The organism is Peribacillus sp. NPDC097895 (assembly GCF_050277555.1).
Classification (GTDB): domain Bacteria; phylum Bacillota; class Bacilli; order Bacillales; family DSM-1321; genus Peribacillus.
This window is the reverse complement of sequence record NZ_JBNNSH010000001.1, coordinates 1,942,512-1,961,072: the sequence shown is the minus strand read 5'-3', so window position 1 is coordinate 1,961,072 and position 18,561 is coordinate 1,942,512. Positions and strand designations below refer to the sequence as shown.

Sequence of the window (18,561 nt, the reverse complement as noted above, 5' to 3'; positions counted from 1 at the left end):
TACTCCTTGACAGACTGCAGGGCTTAAATATATGGCACTCTTTCTATAGCATCAAACAATATTTGATAGTAGCTCGTGGAGAAGATTACTTTCTGCTCATTTCATTCACCATAATCTATTTATGTTTGATCGTATTCTCAGCCGTCAAAAACCGGCAGACTCCCTCTTCATGAAACTGCTGGTTTCATTTTTTGTTTTATATATGCCGTAATCAATAATAAAATGGGAACGCCAATGAGTAATGGTAGGTGCAAAAGGTAAGGGACGACTTTTAACCCTTCATCTATATGAGCCTGATAGCTAGGTGCAATCATAAGCGAAGAGAAGAAAATAACACCGCCAACCAGATAAATGAATACAGGGGAAGGTTTCATTTGAAATAAGTCCGCAGCGCCAATAATGGCACAAAAGAAAAAGATTGATATCTTAATGAAACCTAAAATGATCATTAAAACAAGAATGAACGAATCCAGTCTTTCTATAAAATCAGCGATATTTATATAACTGACAGCTGTAAGAGCAGGGAAATTTGACCTTAATACCGCCTCTGGACCCAATACAGACAAAAGAATGATCGAATTAAGAGTTAAAGAAACGCCACCTATAATTATCGCAAAAAGGCCCACTTTAACGGCAGAGCTCTTTTTATTCAAATACGGAAGAATCATCGTGAACGTAATCAATTCTCCAAAAGGTACAGTGATACCAGTAGGAATCAACTCTTTCCATACCTTTCCCCATCCATTGCCTAAAACAGGCTGAAGGTTTACCAATTTTGTATATCCTCCTAGTACAAACATAATGTTTAGAATCAAAAGGGTCACGATAATAATGGCAAAGCATAAGCATGTAACACGTGCAAATGCTTCTACCCCTAGGTGAACTCCATAAATTAAAACAAGTATCATGCATATCCCCAGCGTTATAATGGAAGTGCGTCTATAAGTGGAGCTAATTAATAATTCTTCAAAATCCCGTAACACTCTTGATGCCAGATAAACAAAATAGATGATATAGAAAAAACTGAATAAACCGCCAAAATATTTACCCCAAATTTTTCGGACATAACCGGTCATCGGTAAGTCAGGGTATTTTTTAAATAATGAAATATACACGAAATACAGTAAACACCCAAAAAGAGTTGATAAGAGATTCACAATCCAGACATCCTGCTTGGCCCCTTTTCCTATATCAATCAGTAAATTACTGCCAAACATAAAAATGACCATCATACAAAATAACTGAACTCCATCTATTTTTATTTTAGGCAATCTCTCCTCACCTCCTCATTTTTTTATTTCGATTTATAAGGTTCCATTCTCATTCCGGAATTAATAATGTCAACGTTTATCTTCATAGATATCTCCGCATCAGAAAATAGGTTATCCCAATTTTTTTTATGCAGACGCCAATAATCCGGGTTTGTTCGTGACAAGGCATCACCAAAACCAAAAATGTCAGACTTTTCTTTTTGAGCGATTCTAATCGTCCTTTTAATTTGCTTTTTTAGATCATTTTCCATTTTTCTTTCGAACTCTTTTAACAACTTCGGATTGCTCATATCCAGGCCACAAGATGTTTCCATCATTTCTCCCATCACATTCAAACTAGTTTGAATGACAGGTTTTTCATGGTGGATTTTGGTTTTCATTTTGCTTTTTGCTCTAATTACCGTGATCGTGACATTTCCCTTCTCTCTGCAGGGTATCACAACATCTGTCCTGTTTATTTCCGATGTCACAAACTGAGCAGCTCTGCCCGTTTCTCCATCAAGCCATCTCACCATTTTTCCTTTTCTAAATAGGGCTAATCCTTTTGCCTCTATATAAGCCGGGGCAGTCGTCTCAAAATTGCTTAATTGCTTTGCCTCTTTTGAATCATTCCTTATACTGATTCCAGGAAGTGATACATCCTTCCCTTCACTCGTAAGTGCTGAAATGGTTTCATATAATAACACTTCATTAGTGGATCCATAGTCGCTTTGCTCACTTTTAGTTGTGGTAATGATATTTTTACCTGGAGTAATTTCAAGTGGTTCAATTACACCAAACAAATACTCTGCAGTCTTCCCGCGAGCAATAAAGATCGGGACACTTACCCTTTGATTTTTGCCTCTATCGACAGAATCAAATAATAAATCAATACCATTTCGTGCTAACTCTTCCCCGATAATAATGAGAGAAAGGTGTGAAATATTGTTTTCTCTAGGAATAATGGCTGATGCTTTTGCAAAAGCCTCAACTATCGTTTTTGCCGTTACAGTATAGTTGATGACAGCAAGACCTTTACCTCCGGAAGTGCTGGTTTGGGCTAGCCCGCTTGGATTAATGACTTGATAGGTTACTTTGTATGGGTTTTTTGGATCATCGTTATGGTCGATTCCCATCCCTATAATGACCCCAAGCTCGTTTAATTCCCGATAATTTGAACACCCTGAAATCAATAAGCAAATGGCTGCCATCCATAAAAGCGAAATATTAATTTTCATTTTTCATCCCCAATCGTTTTTAGCCGAGTTTTATTTTCTTGATGGTTTTTTTAATAGTGATGGTAGTGGGAATCGAAAAAAACCATCTTTTTGCTCCTTGAAACGAAATGGAGCAAATGGTGCAAAATATGGTACACCAATTGACCTCAGGCTGCTCATATGAAGCCAGATACATAAAGTGAAAAGCAATATGCCATATAAGCCTATGAATGCTGAAATAAAAATCAACATAAATCGAATTCCACGTGTCACATTAACTAGACTGGTATTCGGCAGTGTAAAACTGCTGATTGCAGAAATGGCTACTATGATAACCACTGCCGCTCCCACAAATCCCGCTTCAACAGCTGCCTGCCCTAAAATAAGTGCGCCTACAATTGATACAGCTGGCCCGATCGCTCTTGGCATCCGAATTCCTGCCTCGCGTAAAATCTCAAAGGCCGTTTCCATTACCAGTATTTCGACAATTCCTGGAAAAGGAACATTTTCCCTTTGTGCCATTAAACTAACGATTAAAGTTGTAGGGATAAGCCCCTGGTGATGAGTAATTAGGGCCAAATAAATAGAGGATGCATACATCGATAGAAAAAAGGCTGCAAATCTTAACATCCTTAAAAAGGAGCTGATGTATTGATTTTGATAATAGTCCTCCGGAGATTGAAAAAATTGCGAAAACAACGCCGGGACTATTAAAACAAAAGGAGTTCCTTGAATGATGATGGCGATTCGCCCTTCCAATAAATTCCCTACAACTGCATCAGGCCGTTCCGTATTCAAAAGAAGGGGAAAAATCGTCAATCCATCATCCTGAATCAATTCCTCAATATAATTAGATTCAAGTACTCCATCAATATCAATGCCCTGTACGCGTTTTTTGACTTCCTCCACAATACTATCATCCGCGATTCCCTGAATGTACATGACAGCAATATCCGTTTGTGTGATACTTCCGACTTTCAAGCTTACTAAACGTACATCAGGATTTTGAACCCTAGCTCGAATTAATGACGTATTGGTTCTTAAATTCTCAGTAAAACTATCTTTTGGTCCTCTAATCACCGTTTGGCTTGTCGGCTCAGTTATCGCACGGGATGGCTGACTTTTCGTACTGGCGATGAATGCTTTTGTACTGCCATTCAACAATACAACCGTATCTCCTGTCAAAACTGCTGATATAAATTCCTGCCAACTTTCTTTTACGGTTACTTGAGATACCGTTAAAATATGACTTGCCCGTTCTTCCATCTCTATCAATGTTTGATTATTTTCTTTAAACCACTGTATTAATGGAACCACGATGTTTTCATTAATGATGTTACCATCAGCCAATCCGTCAAGGTGGATTACAGCTGCTTGTACCGGTTTATGGTGTGGAGACTCAATCATTCGAATTGACAGATCTGAACTGTGCCCGAGCTCGTTCATTAATCTCACTACATTTTCATTCACCACGTCGGATAAGGTGTTTACTTTTATATGATTATTTGTTGTAGTTTTTTCTTCAGACTTTTTATGAAAACGTCCTATTCGCACTTTCCTGCTCCTCTTTGATAAGTGTTGTTCGTTCCACTAATGTTTGCTTTATTATTTGTAATTATGTTAAATATATGTAATGAGAGAGATATTGATATTATCCCCTAGCATGAATTCGTTATTGTTACTCATCTAGCTAAATCCTAAATTCAGGAAAAAGCCGATGTTTCCTAATTTAGGAATCATCGGCTTTTATTAAGTGTGCGTCTTTACAGTTTCGAATACGAAACGGTCAAGGTACCTTTCTTTTCGATAAGGTAAGTGGAATGGTTACAAGGGAAACTCCGGCTGCAATCCAGATCCAACTGGAGTTACGTTCTCGCTCTTCCGCCTTTACTGTGTATTTTTGATCCGTATGACTTCCTGGAGGTCGGCCTTATTATATCCGCTGTTTCATTTGCTTTATACAATCGTTGATTCTCTGGTAAATGAACTAAAAATAAAAGTGAGTGAAAGTATTCACTCACTTCAACTTTTATATCATCAATTACAAATTTGTTTTAAAACGAATGAACTTAAAGCGGGAACTGTTATACGCCCCCCTTTTAACCTTTCGATTTCTTCCAGACCCGCCTGCTGACCATTCACTAATACGGACCAATTCCCTTCTTGGGGAAGAGTAATGCTTATCGCGTCCCAATTTGCATTATGAATCACTGCGATTTTTGAATCATCTGCAAGTAGAGTGTATGCAACGACATTCGATGGGGAATCGAGAAACTGTAAATGCGTTTCGATTTCTTCGGGTGTACTTAATCTAAAAACCGAATGGTTTTTTCTTAGCAAAATGAGCCCTTTCATATATTCGACTTCGTGATCAAACTCCGCTCTTCTTTTCCAATCCAAACGGTTAACCCAGTCAGATGATTGATAGCTGTTTTCATCCCCATCCTTCGTGCGCATAAATTCTTGTCCAGCATGAATCATCGGTATGCCCTGTGACAGTAAGACAATGGCGGAAGCTAATTTATGCATCTGTTTACGGTCATCTTCTGTTGCTTCCGGATTCGTGATGTTAAGTTTATCCCATAAGGTGAAATTATCATGCGCTTCAACATAATTGATGACTTGATCTGGTTTTTGATAAGATGCAATATGATCATCGTATTTCAATCCAGCAGCGATACTTTTTCTTATAATATCCTCCATACCTGGCTTCCCATTAATAAATCCTTTATCATGCGCGTTCATCACGAATCCTTTTAACCCATCCCGGATTGTATCATTAAAATGTGCGATGCCAGGCATTTTACGTGCGTTTTTTTGATTCGCTTTTTGATCTTGGGCTAATGGGGTATTCATATCCCAGCCTTCTCCTAAAACAATGATGGTGGGATCAATTTCTACAAGTGCTTTTTTCACTTCATTCATCGTATCCACATCATGAATCCCCATTAAATCAAAACGGAAGCCATCGAGGTTGAATTCTTTCGCCCAATAGGTGACGGATTCAACGATAAATTTACGCATCATTTTATGTTCAGAGGCCGTGTCATTTCCAACACCAGTGCCATTTGATAATGTACCATCGGCGTTATAGCGAAAAAAGTAGGTGGGTACGAGTTTATTGAAGTTTGAATCAGCCACCGAATAAACGTGATTGTATACCACATCCATGATCACACGCAGCCCCTGATCATGTAAGCCTTGGATCATTTCCTTCAACTCCCGGATCCTTACTTTTGGTTGGTAGGGATCAGTCGAGTAAGAACCCTCAGGAGCGTTATAATTTTGAGGATCATATCCCCAATTATATTGCGGTTCATTTAATTTTTTTTCATTGACGGTAGCAAAATCGAATATGGGGATGAATTGAACATGGGTTACACCTAAATCTTTAATATGATCCAGACCCGTTTTCACCCCATTCGGGCCTTTAGTGCCACTTTCAATGACTCCTAAGAATTTTCCTTTATGTTGAATTCCACTTTCAGGATGAATCGACAAATCTCTGGTATGCAATTCGTAGATGATGATGTCCTCTGCTTTTCCGAGCGATGGTTTATTCCTGGTCCACTTTTGTGGATTCGTGTCCGCTAAATTTATCACGACTCCCTTATCTCCATTGACAGTGACTGCACGAACATAAGGATCTACAGCTTCACTCCAGATTTCTCCGACTTTCACCTTGTATGTATAAATCAATCCATCCTGATCACCGGTTAATTCAACTGTCCAGGTTCCCTTTTCCGAACGATCCATTTCAATTTCCATTCCATTGGAATCATCCCAATGTTCATAAGTGACAAGCTTAACTTCAGATGCAACGGGGGACCATAACCTGAATGCCGTTTTATCTTTATGATAGGAATTTCCTAAGTCTTTTCCTTCAAAGAAATATAGCTGATCCAATTCTGCCGGGTTTAGTGAATGAATATTGGCTGTAGGCAGGGATTCCAACTGATTTTCCATTTCTTTATCAGTAGGTTTTCGATTATTGGTATTTTCCTCTTCAAAATAAGAAAGTGAATCATTAATAGGTCATTCCTCCATTGAAATTCCCATTCCAAAACAGGAATTTATTTAATATATTTTTTCATATACCTTGTTAAGAATAGGCTTTATCATACACTATTTGATCCCCTATACCTATGATTCCACCGGAATGACGCTTAAAAACATTCGCACGAAAAATTATGGAGAAAATTCCGAAATCCGTTTCTGGATTATTAGAATTGGAATGAATCAATTTGTTTCCCTTAATTTCTAACCTATTATAGGCCTCTGAAAAATCAAGATAATCAGGAAAACCCTAAAAAAGATAAAAAAATGCCTCCATAACAGTTTTACGGTCTTGGAGGCATTTCTAGTACTCTTTATGGTGTTTTAATAATTTTCATCTGGTTATCTTCAACAATTGCAGTAAAGTTCTTCACTTCAGGCTGCTCAAAGATAAAGTCGGTGATGCCGTCTTCGAGTTGTTCCTGAATGACTCGACGAAGGGGTCTAGCCCCGAATGTTGGATGGTATCCTAATTCAATCAGTTTTTGTTTTGCTTCATCTGTCACGACTAATGTTAATTCTTGTGCAGAAAGTGTTTCGTCAAGCTCAGAAATCATGATATCAACGATTTGCAGAAGATCTTCCTTCTTCAATGCTGAGAATTCAATGATGCTATCAAATCTGTTCAGGAATTCCGGCTTGAAGAAACTGCCCAACGACTGAAGAATGGACGCCTCTTCCACGGCTGTACTTGTACCGAATCCCATTACTTTCTGTTTTTCTCCGACACCAGCATTACTTGTCATGATAATCACAGTGTCTTTAAAAGTAACGGTTCGGCCTTGACTATCCGTCAACCGCCCATCTTCTAGAATTTGCAGGAACATATGCATAACATCTGGATGTGCCTTTTCTATCTCATCTAATAAAATAATACTGTAAGGTTTACGACGAACTTTTTCTGTTAGTTGTCCTGCTTCCTCGTGTCCAACGTATCCAGGAGGTGAACCAATTAATTTGGAAACACTATGTTTCTCCATGAACTCACTCATGTCAAGACGAATCATCGCTTCCTTTTCTCCAAACAATTCCTCTGCAAGGGTTTTTGCCAATTCTGTTTTACCTACTCCAGTTGGACCAACGAAAAGGAAAGAACCGGTAGGACGGTTTTTGGATTTTAGCCCTGCACGACTTCTGCGGACGGCTTTTGCAACCTTTTTAACGGCCTCTTCCTGACCAATGATTTTTTTCATAAGTTCCGCTTGAAGATGAATCATTCTTTCTTGCTCATCCTCCTGTAACTTACCTACAGGTATACCGGTTTTTTGTTCAATGATGACTTGGATATCCTCGACGGTAACGATTGGTTTGACTGAATTTTCTCCAGCTTGCAAGGACTTTTCCAATTTTACTTCTTCATCACGCAGAACCGCCGCTTTTTCATATGCTTCTTCTTTTAGTGCCCGTTCTTTTTCTTTATAGATTTGGGCAAGACGCTCTTTCATATCTTCTTCCTGACCGTCTTCTATGGTCAAGTTCAATTTAGAACCCGACTCATCCATCAGGTCAATCGCCTTGTCAGGGAGAAAACGATCTTGAATGTAGCGGTTTGAAAGTTCTACTGCAGCTTTTAGGGCTTCCTCACTATAAGTGACCCCATGATATGCTTCATAACTTTCTTTTAATCCTTGTAAAATGACAAGTGCTTCATCTGTGGTCGGTTCATCGACCTGAACGGGCTGAAAGCGACGTTCAAGTGCTCCGTCTTTTTCAATTTTTCGATATTCAGACAATGTAGTCGCTCCGACAAGTTGAAGCTCGCCTCTAGCAAGCGCTGGTTTTAAGATATTTCCAGCATCCATTGATCCTTCTGCTGAACCAGCCCCGACAATTTGGTGAATTTCATCGATGAATAAAATGACATTTTTTCTTTCCTGTAATTCACCGATCAACTGCTTCATCCGTTCTTCGAATTGCCCCCGAATTCCAGTGTTCGCAACAAGTGACGCGATATCAAGCATATACACTAATTTATTTCGTAACTTAACAGGTACTGAACCTTCAACGATGGCCAGAGCCAACCCTTCAGCAATGGCTGTTTTACCTACCCCAGGTTCACCAATTAAAACAGGATTATTTTTATTACGTCTATTTAGAACTTCTATGACTCGTTTTATTTCTTCATTCCTGCCGATAACTGGATCAATAAGTCCTGCTTTCGCGGCATCGGTCAGATTGCGTCCATACTCCTCAAGCAATCCTTCTTCTTCGTCTTGAACAGAATCCGGTTGAGGCACTTCATTATAATTAAATGGATTGAATGAATTTTGGAATCCATTATATTGGAATTTCCCAGTATTCATTCCCCCCATCGCTGCTCCAAGTTTGTTAGTCTCTTCTTTATAACAAGTGGAGCACAGTTTCACATCATGCTCCTGACCATTCATATTTAGGTGAACATTAATATTAGCGTGGTTTACATGGCATTTTTCACAAAGCATGTAGTACTCCTCCTTTAAAATTATTACATCACAATAAAACTTTGACCTTCTTTGACTTTCTGACTTTATTATACATTGACCTTCTTTGACTTTCAATAATTTTGAACTGGAATTTTTTCCATAAAGAAATTAGGCATTTTCTTAATTCCAATTAGGATAGGTAAATTCATGAAACATCCGGATTGGTTTGCTAATCATATTAAACTATCTATTTCCAGTCAAATAAAAAGATTCCATGTATGTCTTCTTTTACTGATTACCCCTTTGAGGACGAATCATAACATACACTCTTCTACTTAATTGCATCAAGGTGTCTTAGAGCTAACAAATATGGTTAATGTTGATCATGTCTCATCGGCCCTTATTTATAAACAAAAAAAAGAGACTTCATGAAGTCTCATACTCGTTACTATAAAGATGCTTTCCTTCTATTAAATGCGTTTTGCTCCAATAAACTTTGGCTTCCAATAACTATTATTGGTTTTAGCGTATGACACTCCTTTTGATGAAGAAGAGTGAATGAATTGATTGTCACCTATGTATATTGCCACATGTGTGGGTTTTTTAGCTTTATTTGGTGCAAAGAACATTAAGTCACCTTTTTGTAAGGTCTTAACCTTTGTTCCTTTTTTGTATATATCAGCAGCTGTCCTTGGTAGATTCTTGCCAGCTTTTTGATATGAATATTTCACTAAGCCTGAGCAATCAAAACCTGATGAGGAAATGCCACCCATTTTATATTTTGTACCTAATTCACTTTTGGCTACTTTAATCGCTTTTGTATGATATGAAGCTGCTTCCGCTTGGTCCCCTGCAAAAGATACCAAAGCAAGCATTATAGCTAATGACAATCCGACGACAATTTTCTTCAACAAAATATTTTACCCCCTGATGTAATCTGCTAAACCTAATATACTTGAAAAGCTATATCAATCGCATCACAGGAACTTTACAATTATGTTACATTTAGTAGATATAGGAAGAATGACCATATAAAAACTAAAAAAAAGTCGAATTTTGGTATGAATAAACAACTTTAATTCAATTTACTTTTAAGTATCATTTTCAAAACTAGCAAAGATTAACAAATAAAAAAACAGTGGTACTGGAACCCACTGTTAAAATTCTTTTGAGAAAAATGGCAAAAATAACTTTACTCCTCGCTTATTAAAAGGTAAAAATTTCATGTCAGCGATTAAATGGCTTATGTATCCTAATATACAAGTAGTGAAAATTCCTTCAATCTCAAGGGAAGCTTGAAATTGAAAAGCAATGATGCCAAAGAAAGCGATGCCGACAATCGAATGTGTATAACTTCTATGAGGTGTAAAGGATGCTAGAATAATATAAATGCCTAACAGCCATAACCAGTTTTCCTGTAAGGATATTCCGACACCTAAAACCCCTAATCCAGTCAGGGTCAGCATATGCCTTTGTGTAATGAATGAGGATATTATGATCATTCCAATTCCTGCCCCTACACCAATCCACTTTTCCTTTTCGAAACCTTCTAATACACTATAAATAATCAATAGAATCCCAATCGTTTGCGCTAACGTTCGGATAAACTTGTGTGAAAAGGTAATCCTATTACTTAACTTCCCATCAATATCCATGTCTGGCATCAGGCCTGAAACGCCCCCTATCCCAACCAAAAATAAAGTGGTAGTTGGATCGGTTTGTAATGTGTTTGCCGTTAAGAATCCAACCGTTGCCCCTATTGCCATGTGTGCTGTACCGTTCACTGTCTCTCTCCTGTTCCACTATTGAAGTCATCTTGCCTCAAAGAAACGAATGTTTGTTCGAATTCTTTATTATAACTATACAATACTTTTGATGGAATTTCTTTAATTCTAATTAAAAAAATGCAGGATTTATCAATATTTGAAAAAAAGTGAAAGTATCGTATACTAGGCCGGTTTAGTTTTTGGAGGATAACAATTGATAAAACTCGATCATACTATGTTTTGGTGAATCAAAACTAAGGAAAGAATAATCAATGAAGTCCGCATACTTTTTAATCGTGGAATTTCTTTGGTTATATAGGGTCGGAATATTATAGGTAAACTCTTTTACGGAATGCAGAAATGGTAACTGCTCATAAACAATCGATAAAGTCCTGATGATTCTTTTTTTTGTTTTGTGGCGCTTTGCATCCTCTATTAATCTTTTATAATCAATATCCAGGTTCATAAGTAGGTGTATAATATCAATAAAATACTTTAATGAATCCATGTTATGCCGCCACCCATGGAGACAAATCATATAAAAAAGATGGTAATCGGAAAGTTGTTTCACATAAGATGAATCATTGATGGGATATGCTTCTTTCCAAAACTCGCTGATTTCCAAATTGGCAGTATATTTCTTTAAAATATCCCAATGAAGCTCGACGGTTAAAGGTACTTTCGATTCAGGAAGGCTTTTACTGAATGAAGAATGAAAATGATAGGGTACTTGCTTCTCCTTTTGTGTATACCCTGTTCTTCTAACGATTTCAATTGCCTGCTCAATGTAATCGGCTTTTATTAGTAAATCAATATCAGACGTAGGCCGTGCCCCAAGATGGCCGAAATGTTTTTCAGAAAAAGAAGTTCCCTTTAATGGAATGACATCTATTTCACTACGTTCAAATTCACACAAAATTTGACCTGTTTGGTTTTTAATCAACATATTTTGATAAAGGATACTTTGGAATTTTTCATGTATTGCCTGCTGAAAGAATGCTGGAGTATCCACAAACCTCCCATTCTTTTTCATTAGGAACAATATTTGCGGATGAATTTTCGATTTTTCTATTTCATTTAGAAGTTGCCAATAATATTCAGAGCCAATTGGCAACTTTACTTGTGATTCAAATAATACCTGTAATATCGTTGGATTCAATGGGAAAGCCTCCCCTTTTCTCTTGCTTGTAGATTTAAGTACTTTCGTAACACCCTCGATAAAAACGGAAATGTAAGTATTAATCCACCCCACGTTTTTGCTAGAAAACCAGAAACATGAAGTTTGGAATGCCGTTTTTGGACATAAACCAGCTTACCAACCAATTGTTCCAGTTGTACTGTGTGATCAAAGCTTACGTTAGTATCTCCTTTGAAAAGGTACCCCCGTTGCTGTTCACTTTTCATTTCCTTATAATATCGGTGGGCAATCAATCGATTCGATGAAGTGTAAAACAAAACAACATCCCCTTTTTTTAAATGAAAAGGATTGCATTCATTAAAGTTACATATATCCCCTTCCTTTATAAAAGGATACATACTACTTCCTTGTGCAGGTAAATTAAGGGAACCCTCTTTTTTCAGTGTCATCTTAAATAATTCGACAATTTCCTTGTCAAATAGCATGCTGAATCAATTCAAACTGTAATAACTCCAATAAATAGGACTCTATGTCATCTTTAGCTATTTCCTCTGCCGTTATATATTGATCAGTTAATGTCTGAATCAAGGAGTCCACTGTTTGTGCTTGGTTTAAAAACCCCCAGCAAAACCCACCGATTTCATTTAGCTTTGTCACTGTGAATTTTTCAGTATGTAAAATAATCCATTCATCACCAAGTTGCGTGGCCTCTACATGATTACTTTGAATATATTGGACCATTACGAAATCAACTCCCAAAATGTATCGTTTTTCTGAAAAAAGAGATTATATATCGGTACCTGGTTAACCATTTCCGTTAACATCCCTAGAATCACTTTCTTATTTGCTGGATGATCTGACCAATAAAACACTTTGTTTATCATTGTTATAAGCGAATCCGATTTAGTAAGTATTTCCCTTTGGTTTTGAAGAGACTGATGCAAGACTTGAATACTCCCTAATGGGAAAATTTCTTCTTTCCCAGCAGCTAGGATTTCACTTCGGAATGGCGAATTATATACTTCTATTTTTTCGGATGAAATTTTTAAAATGGTTGCTTCATCCGAAAGAAGGGTACGCGGATAAGATAATTTTGCTGCCGTTGATTTTCCAGCACCAGAATGACCTGCAAAAATATGAGCTTTACCATTTTCTATTACGCAAGAAGAGTGAAGTAGCAGCCCCCATTCATGGTATACAATGAACGAACTGTATAAATTAATTAATGCATGCTTTAAAGCCAACTCATTATAAGCAGAAATCTCTGCATATTGATATTCTGCATCTACTTCCACTAGGTAATCAGACCTTCGAAAATAAATTCTATCAGCATGCCTCTCTTCTTTCACTTCATAGTTCACAAAAGGTGATCCAAAGTCCATCTGGATTGTTACGGTAAGGTCAGGCCGATCGTTTGTGCCCTCCAATTCTCGGAACATCCCATTTATATATTCGGGAGCATTTTCAAATTGAATGAAATGATCCCCTATTTTAGTGTGGAATATTTTCATAGTTAGCTTCCTTTCTCCCCTTTAATAAACGACCGAAAATGCTTAAACAGAATATCCAACATTAGGATAATACTCCTACACACGCTATTATAATTCATTATTAATTCTTTTTAAAGAACATTTTCAACTCCCTGAATTAAAAATATAAGAATATAACGCACAAGAAAGCTCATACATTCCCTTATTATTTGATTACTTCTACTGATTTCATTTATTTTTCATAAACTCATATTGTTCTTTATGAAGAACGGTGGTATTCTGAAAAAAGTCGGGTATTTAGTTCTAGTAAATACTACAAAAATGAGATGTATCGAATGAGTGAGGAAAACATACCACTACCAACATCCTGTTTTTTCTAGACTTATTCTTTATAAATAAAGGCAACATGTGTGAAAAGGAGGCGATTTCAAAGTAGATTAAGCAATTATAAACATTTAATACAGGGGGAAATTTCATGTCATTTGCAAGGAATTTTAAAACGCTCACAATTTTAACGATTGCCCTCCTTTTTTTATACCTAGTGGGCAACTCGCAGGCATATGCGACAAATGGAGGTGGAAAAGGCAGTAAACCTGTTCATGTGACAGGGATTTCTCTAGTTCCAGAGACTATAAAAATGAATGTTAATGATAAAGATGTAGAACTTGTTGAAACGATCAAACCTTTTAATGCTTCAAATAAGCAAGTGACTTGGTCTTCATCAAACACTCAAGTCGCCACGGTTTCTAACAGCGGTATAGTTCATCCGAAAGGTCCGGGTACAACAACCGTTACCGTCACGACAAAAGATGGGAATTTTAAGGCGAGAACGAAAGTGATAGTATGTGATCCAGATATTGCCGTAAAAAGTGTTACGTTACATCCGAAACTAGTAAATCTAACTGTTAATAAAGAAGCGCAATTATCAGCAAAAGTCATACCGGAGAATGCGACAAATCAGAAGCTTAGTTGGTTTTCTTTTAACCCACGAGTAGCTACCGTTTCAGATGGGACGGTTCACGCCGTGAGCCCAGGAATCGCCATAATAAAGGTTTTTACAAACAACGGGCGGTTAGATTGGTCCTTAGTGACCGTTTGTGCTAGTAAACTAGTACCTGTTGAGAGTCTATCACTTAATCCGAAGAATATAGACATGAATGTTGGTGGAAAAGATGAGATCTTAACTGCGACCATCACTCCATCAAATGCAACCAACAAAAACTTAATATGGACTACATCCGACTCGAATGTGGCAACTGTTAAAAATGGAATAGTCCATCCAGTAGGTCCAGGGTCTGCTACCATCACTATTTCTACAGAAGATGGAAAAATCCAGGAAACAGCTAAAGTGACCGTGACAGTACCAGTGACTGGTGTAAACATTAGCCCGGATTCCTTGAATCTAACAGGTGGCGGTAAAGATAAAACTTTAAACGCCGAGGTGTCACCAGCCAATGCGACCAACAAGAATGTCACTTGGTCAAGCTCAGATTCAAGTGTTGCCACCGTTGATAATGGTATCATCCGCCCTGTCGGACCAGGCCAAGCCATCATCACTGTTACCACGGAGGAGGGCAGCTTCACAGCTTCAGCAACTGTTAATGTTTCCATACCTGTTACGGGTATATCACTTGATCCAGCATCGCTCGACTTGATTGTTGGTGGAAAAGATGGAACTTTAACAGGAACAATTTCACCATCCAATGCAACCAACAAAAACGTCACTTGGTCCAGTTCAGATTCGAGTGTAGCAACCGTTGATAACGGTGTCGTCCATCCTGTTGGAGCAGGTAAAGCCATCATCACAGTTTCAACGGAAGATGGCAGCTTCACAGCTTCAGCAACTATTACTGTTACCGTACCGGTTACTGGAGTAACGGTTGACCCTGACACACTTGAGCTTATTGTTGGCGGAAAAGATAAGAGAATAACAGAAACGGTTTTACCATCTAATGCAACCAACAAGAATGTTACTTGGTCGAGTTCAGATTCAAGTGTAGCCACCGTTGATAACGGTGTCGTCCATCCTGTTGGACCAGGTAAAGCCATCATCACAGTTTCAACGGAAGATGGCGGATTCAAGGATATAGCTACTGTCTTTGTCACAGCCCCAGTAGTAAGTGTATCTCTAGATCCTAAAAGCCTGAACTTCAATCTAGAAGATGCAGATCAAAGTTTAACAGCAAAGCTAAATCCAACCAATGCAACAAACCAAAATGTAAACTGGACTACATCAGATCCTAGTGTAGCTACCGTTGTTAACGGAGTTGTCCATGCGGTCGGTATAGGTCAAGCCACCATCACAGTCACAACCGAAGAAGGTAGCTTTTCAGACTCAGCTATCATAACAGTTGTCGATCCGGATACGATACCACCGATCACGAAAAATAAAATGACTCCTATTTTTAACGACAAGAATACGTATGTAATAGCCTTGACGGTTACCTACAATGCCTCAGATGATAAATCTGGAATAAAAGAAACATTATACCGAATAAACGGGGGCATATGGCAAATCTATACAAAACCTTTTGATGTCACTGCCGAAAAAACACACACATTGGAATACTACAGCGTTGACAATGCTGGCAATAAAGAAAAGATCAATATATATGATTTTAACAAAGGAACATGTTCATGTTCCAAATAAATAGGAGGAATTTAAATGGATAAGCCAATCAAAGTAAAAAAGAATTACGTAGCACCTAAAGTATTGCACCATCAAAACGTTACCTTTGAAACAGCGATCTCTTCTGCAACGGGACATTGGGAATTTCAATATATAGATGGATGCTGGGTAAGAGTTTTTGTTCCTTGATTGATTAATTGTAAAGTAAATATCAAAAAGCGCGTAAAGATCTCTCTAAAGATCTTTACGGTTTTTTTGTGCAATATTTTTATATTTATCTTTTTTTATCTTCCAGCTACTCCATCTTTCCCCCTAACTCTTCAGCTATTTGTTTTTAAGTATACAACTTGAAAAATGATATAAAAAACAGATAACTTCTGCCCTTACATCTTGTCCAATGATGAATATCATAATCATATAGATTCTTTAATCGAAGCTTTGTAAGGATTTCTCGAATTACTATGAAAAATAAAGTGTGAGAAGTCTAATTCTTTTAAATGAAGGAGAATTTTTATGGAAAGCTCATATGTACTAGAATTGGACCGATGGAACGTGAAAAATAATAATACTGACCCTGTCAATACTTCCAAAGGTATAAATAGCGCATTAGACTGGGCAGCACAAGAAGGATATATAGAATTTGTATTACCAAAAGGCGTCTATTTAATAGATGAAAACAATCCCATTCAACCAAAAAGTTTTATGACATTTAATTTAGGCGGATCAGTTTTGAGGATCAGAGATAATAGCTTGATTGGATATGCAATAATCTCCCTTAAAAATAAGCAGCAATATGCACGGATAACAAACGGAAAAATTGAAGGTGATCGTTACACACATAATTACTCTAGTGGTGGGACCCATGAGTTTGGTGTGGGTATTGAATTAAAACAAGGGGTTCGTTATATTACTCTAGATAACCTGGAAATTTATAATACGACCGGTGATGCAATCATTGCCGTTGCTTCTTATGGAGGTATTGGCGGTGGGTACCCCTCAATTCAAGGAAACTTGGAGAGCGGTGGAATAAATACCGCTAATGGGACTTTGGTGAATGACTCAAAGAGAGTACGTACAACTATCAAGCTGCCGATCGTCAACCAGATATTGAACACAGGTTATTTCGGACTATATGGAGACAGCTATGGTGGCATTGGTAATGAAATAACAACTGACACATATGATGTAATTTTTTATTCTGGTAATGACACTTTTTTATCTTCTGTAACGAACGTACACTTTTTTGATGAAGTAGAAATCCCCTCTGGCGCAAGTTATGCGAAAGCAGTTTTACATCAAAGTACAGTCCCCTCAAAAAGTGGGAACACACTTGTTGTTAGAACTCCGGAATTCCCTAAACATGTGTATATAGATAATTGCAATTTACATCATTGTAGAAGATTAGGAACCGCTATTTGTGGTGCTAAGCATTGTTATATCCGAGGCTGTGAGATTCACCATATTAGTGGGACAGCCCCAGGTGGAGCTATTGATATCGAAGATGGTTATGACTTGAACCAATATATATATATAGATGGGAATAACATATACGAGAATTCCAGTTATAACATTATTGCTGTTTCAGGGCGTCATGTGAGCATTACCAATAATAAAATTAAGCTAGGAATATTCACGATAAATTCTGGTGTAAACAAGGCAATTGTGAATAATAACTTTTTTCACGATGCGGGACCCCGTTTAACTGGCGATACACTCTTTTCTGATAATCACTTATTTAATTGTAGATTACTTTTATTAGGAGATAAAGAGGCTCTATTAGATAATTGCTTCTTTCATAACAGTCCTTTATCCATTGATAAAAAGAAAGCCTACGTAGCCCAAGTTAATAATTGTAAATTTCTATACGATGAAGATTTTTACACAGCCTCTATAAATCCTGGTGCACCTTTAATTTTTAGTGTCGAACCTCAAAATATATCTAATTGTGTATTTGAAGGAAATGGGATGGAAGCGTTCACTGTGATTCCAAGTGGCACCTATGGATGGAATTTCACCAATATTACATTTATAAATATTAAACATCGAGAAAATAGGGTGACCGGACTACCAGCTGGTACTTACACTGGGTGTAAATTTGTCAATGCTGGTCGTATAAGTGTAGGATCTTTAGCTGCCAAGTCAGTTTATGATTTTCATAATTGTTACTTTGAATGGGATGGCTATTATCAATTCTACATGGGCCCATCATCAAAAGTAGACCATTTTAAAATCAGTAACAGCTATTTGGCTGGGAAGTCTAATGCTTTTTATCTAAGTGGGGTTTGGGGGAACTTAGAGTTTCATAATAATACGTTTAATTATCCTGCGTCGTCTACTGGCCGAATGATAGAGCTAGTAAATACCCTAGTTGCTGACACTGTTTTAATTACGAATAATAAATTTATATCCACTAATTCTCTTATCGCCGTCTATGCAGAAAAATCTCCGTCTGTCCCCTTAGTCTTCAAAGATAATGTTCTTCAAAATGTACAAATAAAGCTTAATTCTAATCATGTTAAACTAAATAATTTTGTTAATGGAGTTCTGGTTCCTAATTAACTTTGATAATTCTTTTCTTAAACCAAGCTCCATATTAATCAAAACGGGTTTTAT

General features: G+C 37.4%; 13 protein-coding genes and 1 pseudogene. 3 read left to right on the top strand and 11 right to left on the bottom strand.

Annotated elements, in window-relative coordinates:
• Positions 1-167 precede the first annotated feature (167 nt).
• The 11 genes and pseudogenes from ACQKMH_RS09405 to ACQKMH_RS09355 all read right to left on the bottom strand — a co-directional run bounded on the left by ACQKMH_RS09405 (position 168) and on the right by ACQKMH_RS09355 (position 13,340).
• Positions 168-1,271: a GerAB/ArcD/ProY family transporter gene (locus ACQKMH_RS09405; RefSeq protein ID WP_427587118.1), complete on the bottom strand. Its 1,104-nt coding sequence runs from the start codon at positions 1,269-1,271 to the stop codon at positions 168-170.
• A 23-nt stretch (positions 1,272-1,294) separates the two neighbouring features.
• The gene (locus tag ACQKMH_RS09400; RefSeq protein WP_427587117.1) at positions 1,295-2,488 is read right to left on the bottom strand and encodes a Ger(x)C family spore germination protein; all 1,194 of its coding nucleotides are present in this window, start codon (positions 2,486-2,488) and stop codon (positions 1,295-1,297) included.
• A gap of 30 nt (positions 2,489-2,518) precedes the next feature.
• A complete protein-coding gene (locus tag ACQKMH_RS09395; protein ID WP_427587116.1) occupies positions 2,519-4,021 on the bottom strand; it encodes a spore germination protein in 1,503 nt (500 codons plus the stop codon).
• Between the two features lie 483 nt (positions 4,022-4,504).
• Positions 4,505-6,376 (bottom strand): annotated as a pseudogene (pulA, locus tag ACQKMH_RS09390) (type I pullulanase); the annotation flags it as partial.
• 461 nt (positions 6,377-6,837) lie between these two features.
• The gene (locus tag ACQKMH_RS09385) at positions 6,838-8,964 is read right to left on the bottom strand and encodes an ATP-dependent Clp protease ATP-binding subunit (RefSeq protein ID WP_427587115.1); all 2,127 of its coding nucleotides are present in this window, start codon (positions 8,962-8,964) and stop codon (positions 6,838-6,840) included.
• Positions 8,965-9,395: 431 nt separating this feature from the next.
• Positions 9,396-9,839 (bottom strand): C40 family peptidase, encoded by a 444-nt coding sequence (locus ACQKMH_RS09380; protein ID WP_328104183.1) that lies wholly within the window; start codon positions 9,837-9,839, stop codon positions 9,396-9,398.
• A 243-nt stretch (positions 9,840-10,082) separates the two neighbouring features.
• Entirely contained in the window at positions 10,083-10,709 is a 627-nt protein-coding gene (locus ACQKMH_RS09375) for a metal-dependent hydrolase (RefSeq protein WP_427587114.1), read from the bottom strand.
• Between the two features lie 175 nt (positions 10,710-10,884).
• Positions 10,885-11,850 (bottom strand): nucleotidyltransferase family protein, encoded by a 966-nt coding sequence (locus tag ACQKMH_RS09370; protein ID WP_427587113.1) that lies wholly within the window; start codon positions 11,848-11,850, stop codon positions 10,885-10,887.
• On the bottom strand, positions 11,847-12,227 hold the full coding sequence (locus ACQKMH_RS09365) for a S24/S26 family peptidase (RefSeq protein ID WP_427587112.1): 381 nt from the start codon (positions 12,225-12,227) through the stop codon (positions 11,847-11,849). The genes ACQKMH_RS09370 and ACQKMH_RS09365 overlap by 4 nt, the downstream gene beginning before the upstream one ends.
• 76 nt (positions 12,228-12,303) lie before the next feature.
• Positions 12,304-12,570, bottom strand: a complete 267-nt coding sequence (locus tag ACQKMH_RS09360; protein ID WP_427587110.1) for a PqqD family protein — start codon at positions 12,568-12,570, stop codon at positions 12,304-12,306.
• Positions 12,570-13,340 (bottom strand): hypothetical protein, encoded by a 771-nt coding sequence (locus ACQKMH_RS09355; protein WP_427587109.1) that lies wholly within the window; start codon positions 13,338-13,340, stop codon positions 12,570-12,572. Before ACQKMH_RS09355 ends, ACQKMH_RS09360 begins: the two co-directional genes overlap by 1 nt.
• Positions 13,341-13,794: 454 nt before the next feature.
• On the opposite strand from ACQKMH_RS09355, the gene ACQKMH_RS09350 reads away from it, so the two are divergent.
• The 3 genes from ACQKMH_RS09350 to ACQKMH_RS09340 all read left to right on the top strand — a co-directional run bounded on the left by ACQKMH_RS09350 (position 13,795) and on the right by ACQKMH_RS09340 (position 18,507).
• Positions 13,795-15,969 (top strand): Ig-like domain-containing protein, encoded by a 2,175-nt coding sequence (locus ACQKMH_RS09350; protein WP_427587108.1) that lies wholly within the window; start codon positions 13,795-13,797, stop codon positions 15,967-15,969.
• Between the two features lie 15 nt (positions 15,970-15,984).
• The gene (locus tag ACQKMH_RS09345; protein WP_427587107.1) at positions 15,985-16,137 is read left to right on the top strand and encodes a hypothetical protein; all 153 of its coding nucleotides are present in this window, start codon (positions 15,985-15,987) and stop codon (positions 16,135-16,137) included.
• A 324-nt stretch (positions 16,138-16,461) separates the two neighbouring features.
• Positions 16,462-18,507 (top strand): right-handed parallel beta-helix repeat-containing protein, encoded by a 2,046-nt coding sequence (locus ACQKMH_RS09340; RefSeq protein ID WP_427587106.1) that lies wholly within the window; start codon positions 16,462-16,464, stop codon positions 18,505-18,507.
• Positions 18,508-18,561 lie beyond the last annotated feature (54 nt).

Bases quoted from the DNA above. Each gene is read 5' to 3' on its own strand.
- ACQKMH_RS09400 (WP_427587117.1), bottom strand. From the start codon at position 2,488: ATGAAAATTAATATTTCGCTTTTATGGATGGCAGCCATTTGCTTATTG.
- ACQKMH_RS09385 (WP_427587115.1), bottom strand. From the start codon at position 8,964: ATGCTTTGTGAAAAATGCCATGTAAACCACGCTAATATTAATGTTCAC.
- ACQKMH_RS09365 (WP_427587112.1), bottom strand. From the start codon at position 12,227: ATGTATCCTTTTATAAAGGAAGGGGATATATGTAACTTTAATGAATGC.
- ACQKMH_RS09360 (WP_427587110.1), bottom strand. From the start codon at position 12,570: ATGGTCCAATATATTCAAAGTAATCATGTAGAGGCCACGCAACTTGGT.
- ACQKMH_RS09355 (WP_427587109.1), bottom strand. From the start codon at position 13,340: ATGAAAATATTCCACACTAAAATAGGGGATCATTTCATTCAATTTGAA.
- ACQKMH_RS09350 (WP_427587108.1), top strand. From the start codon at position 13,795: ATGTCATTTGCAAGGAATTTTAAAACGCTCACAATTTTAACGATTGCC.
- ACQKMH_RS09345 (WP_427587107.1), top strand. From the start codon at position 15,985: ATGGATAAGCCAATCAAAGTAAAAAAGAATTACGTAGCACCTAAAGTA.
- ACQKMH_RS09340 (WP_427587106.1), top strand. From the start codon at position 16,462: ATGGAAAGCTCATATGTACTAGAATTGGACCGATGGAACGTGAAAAAT.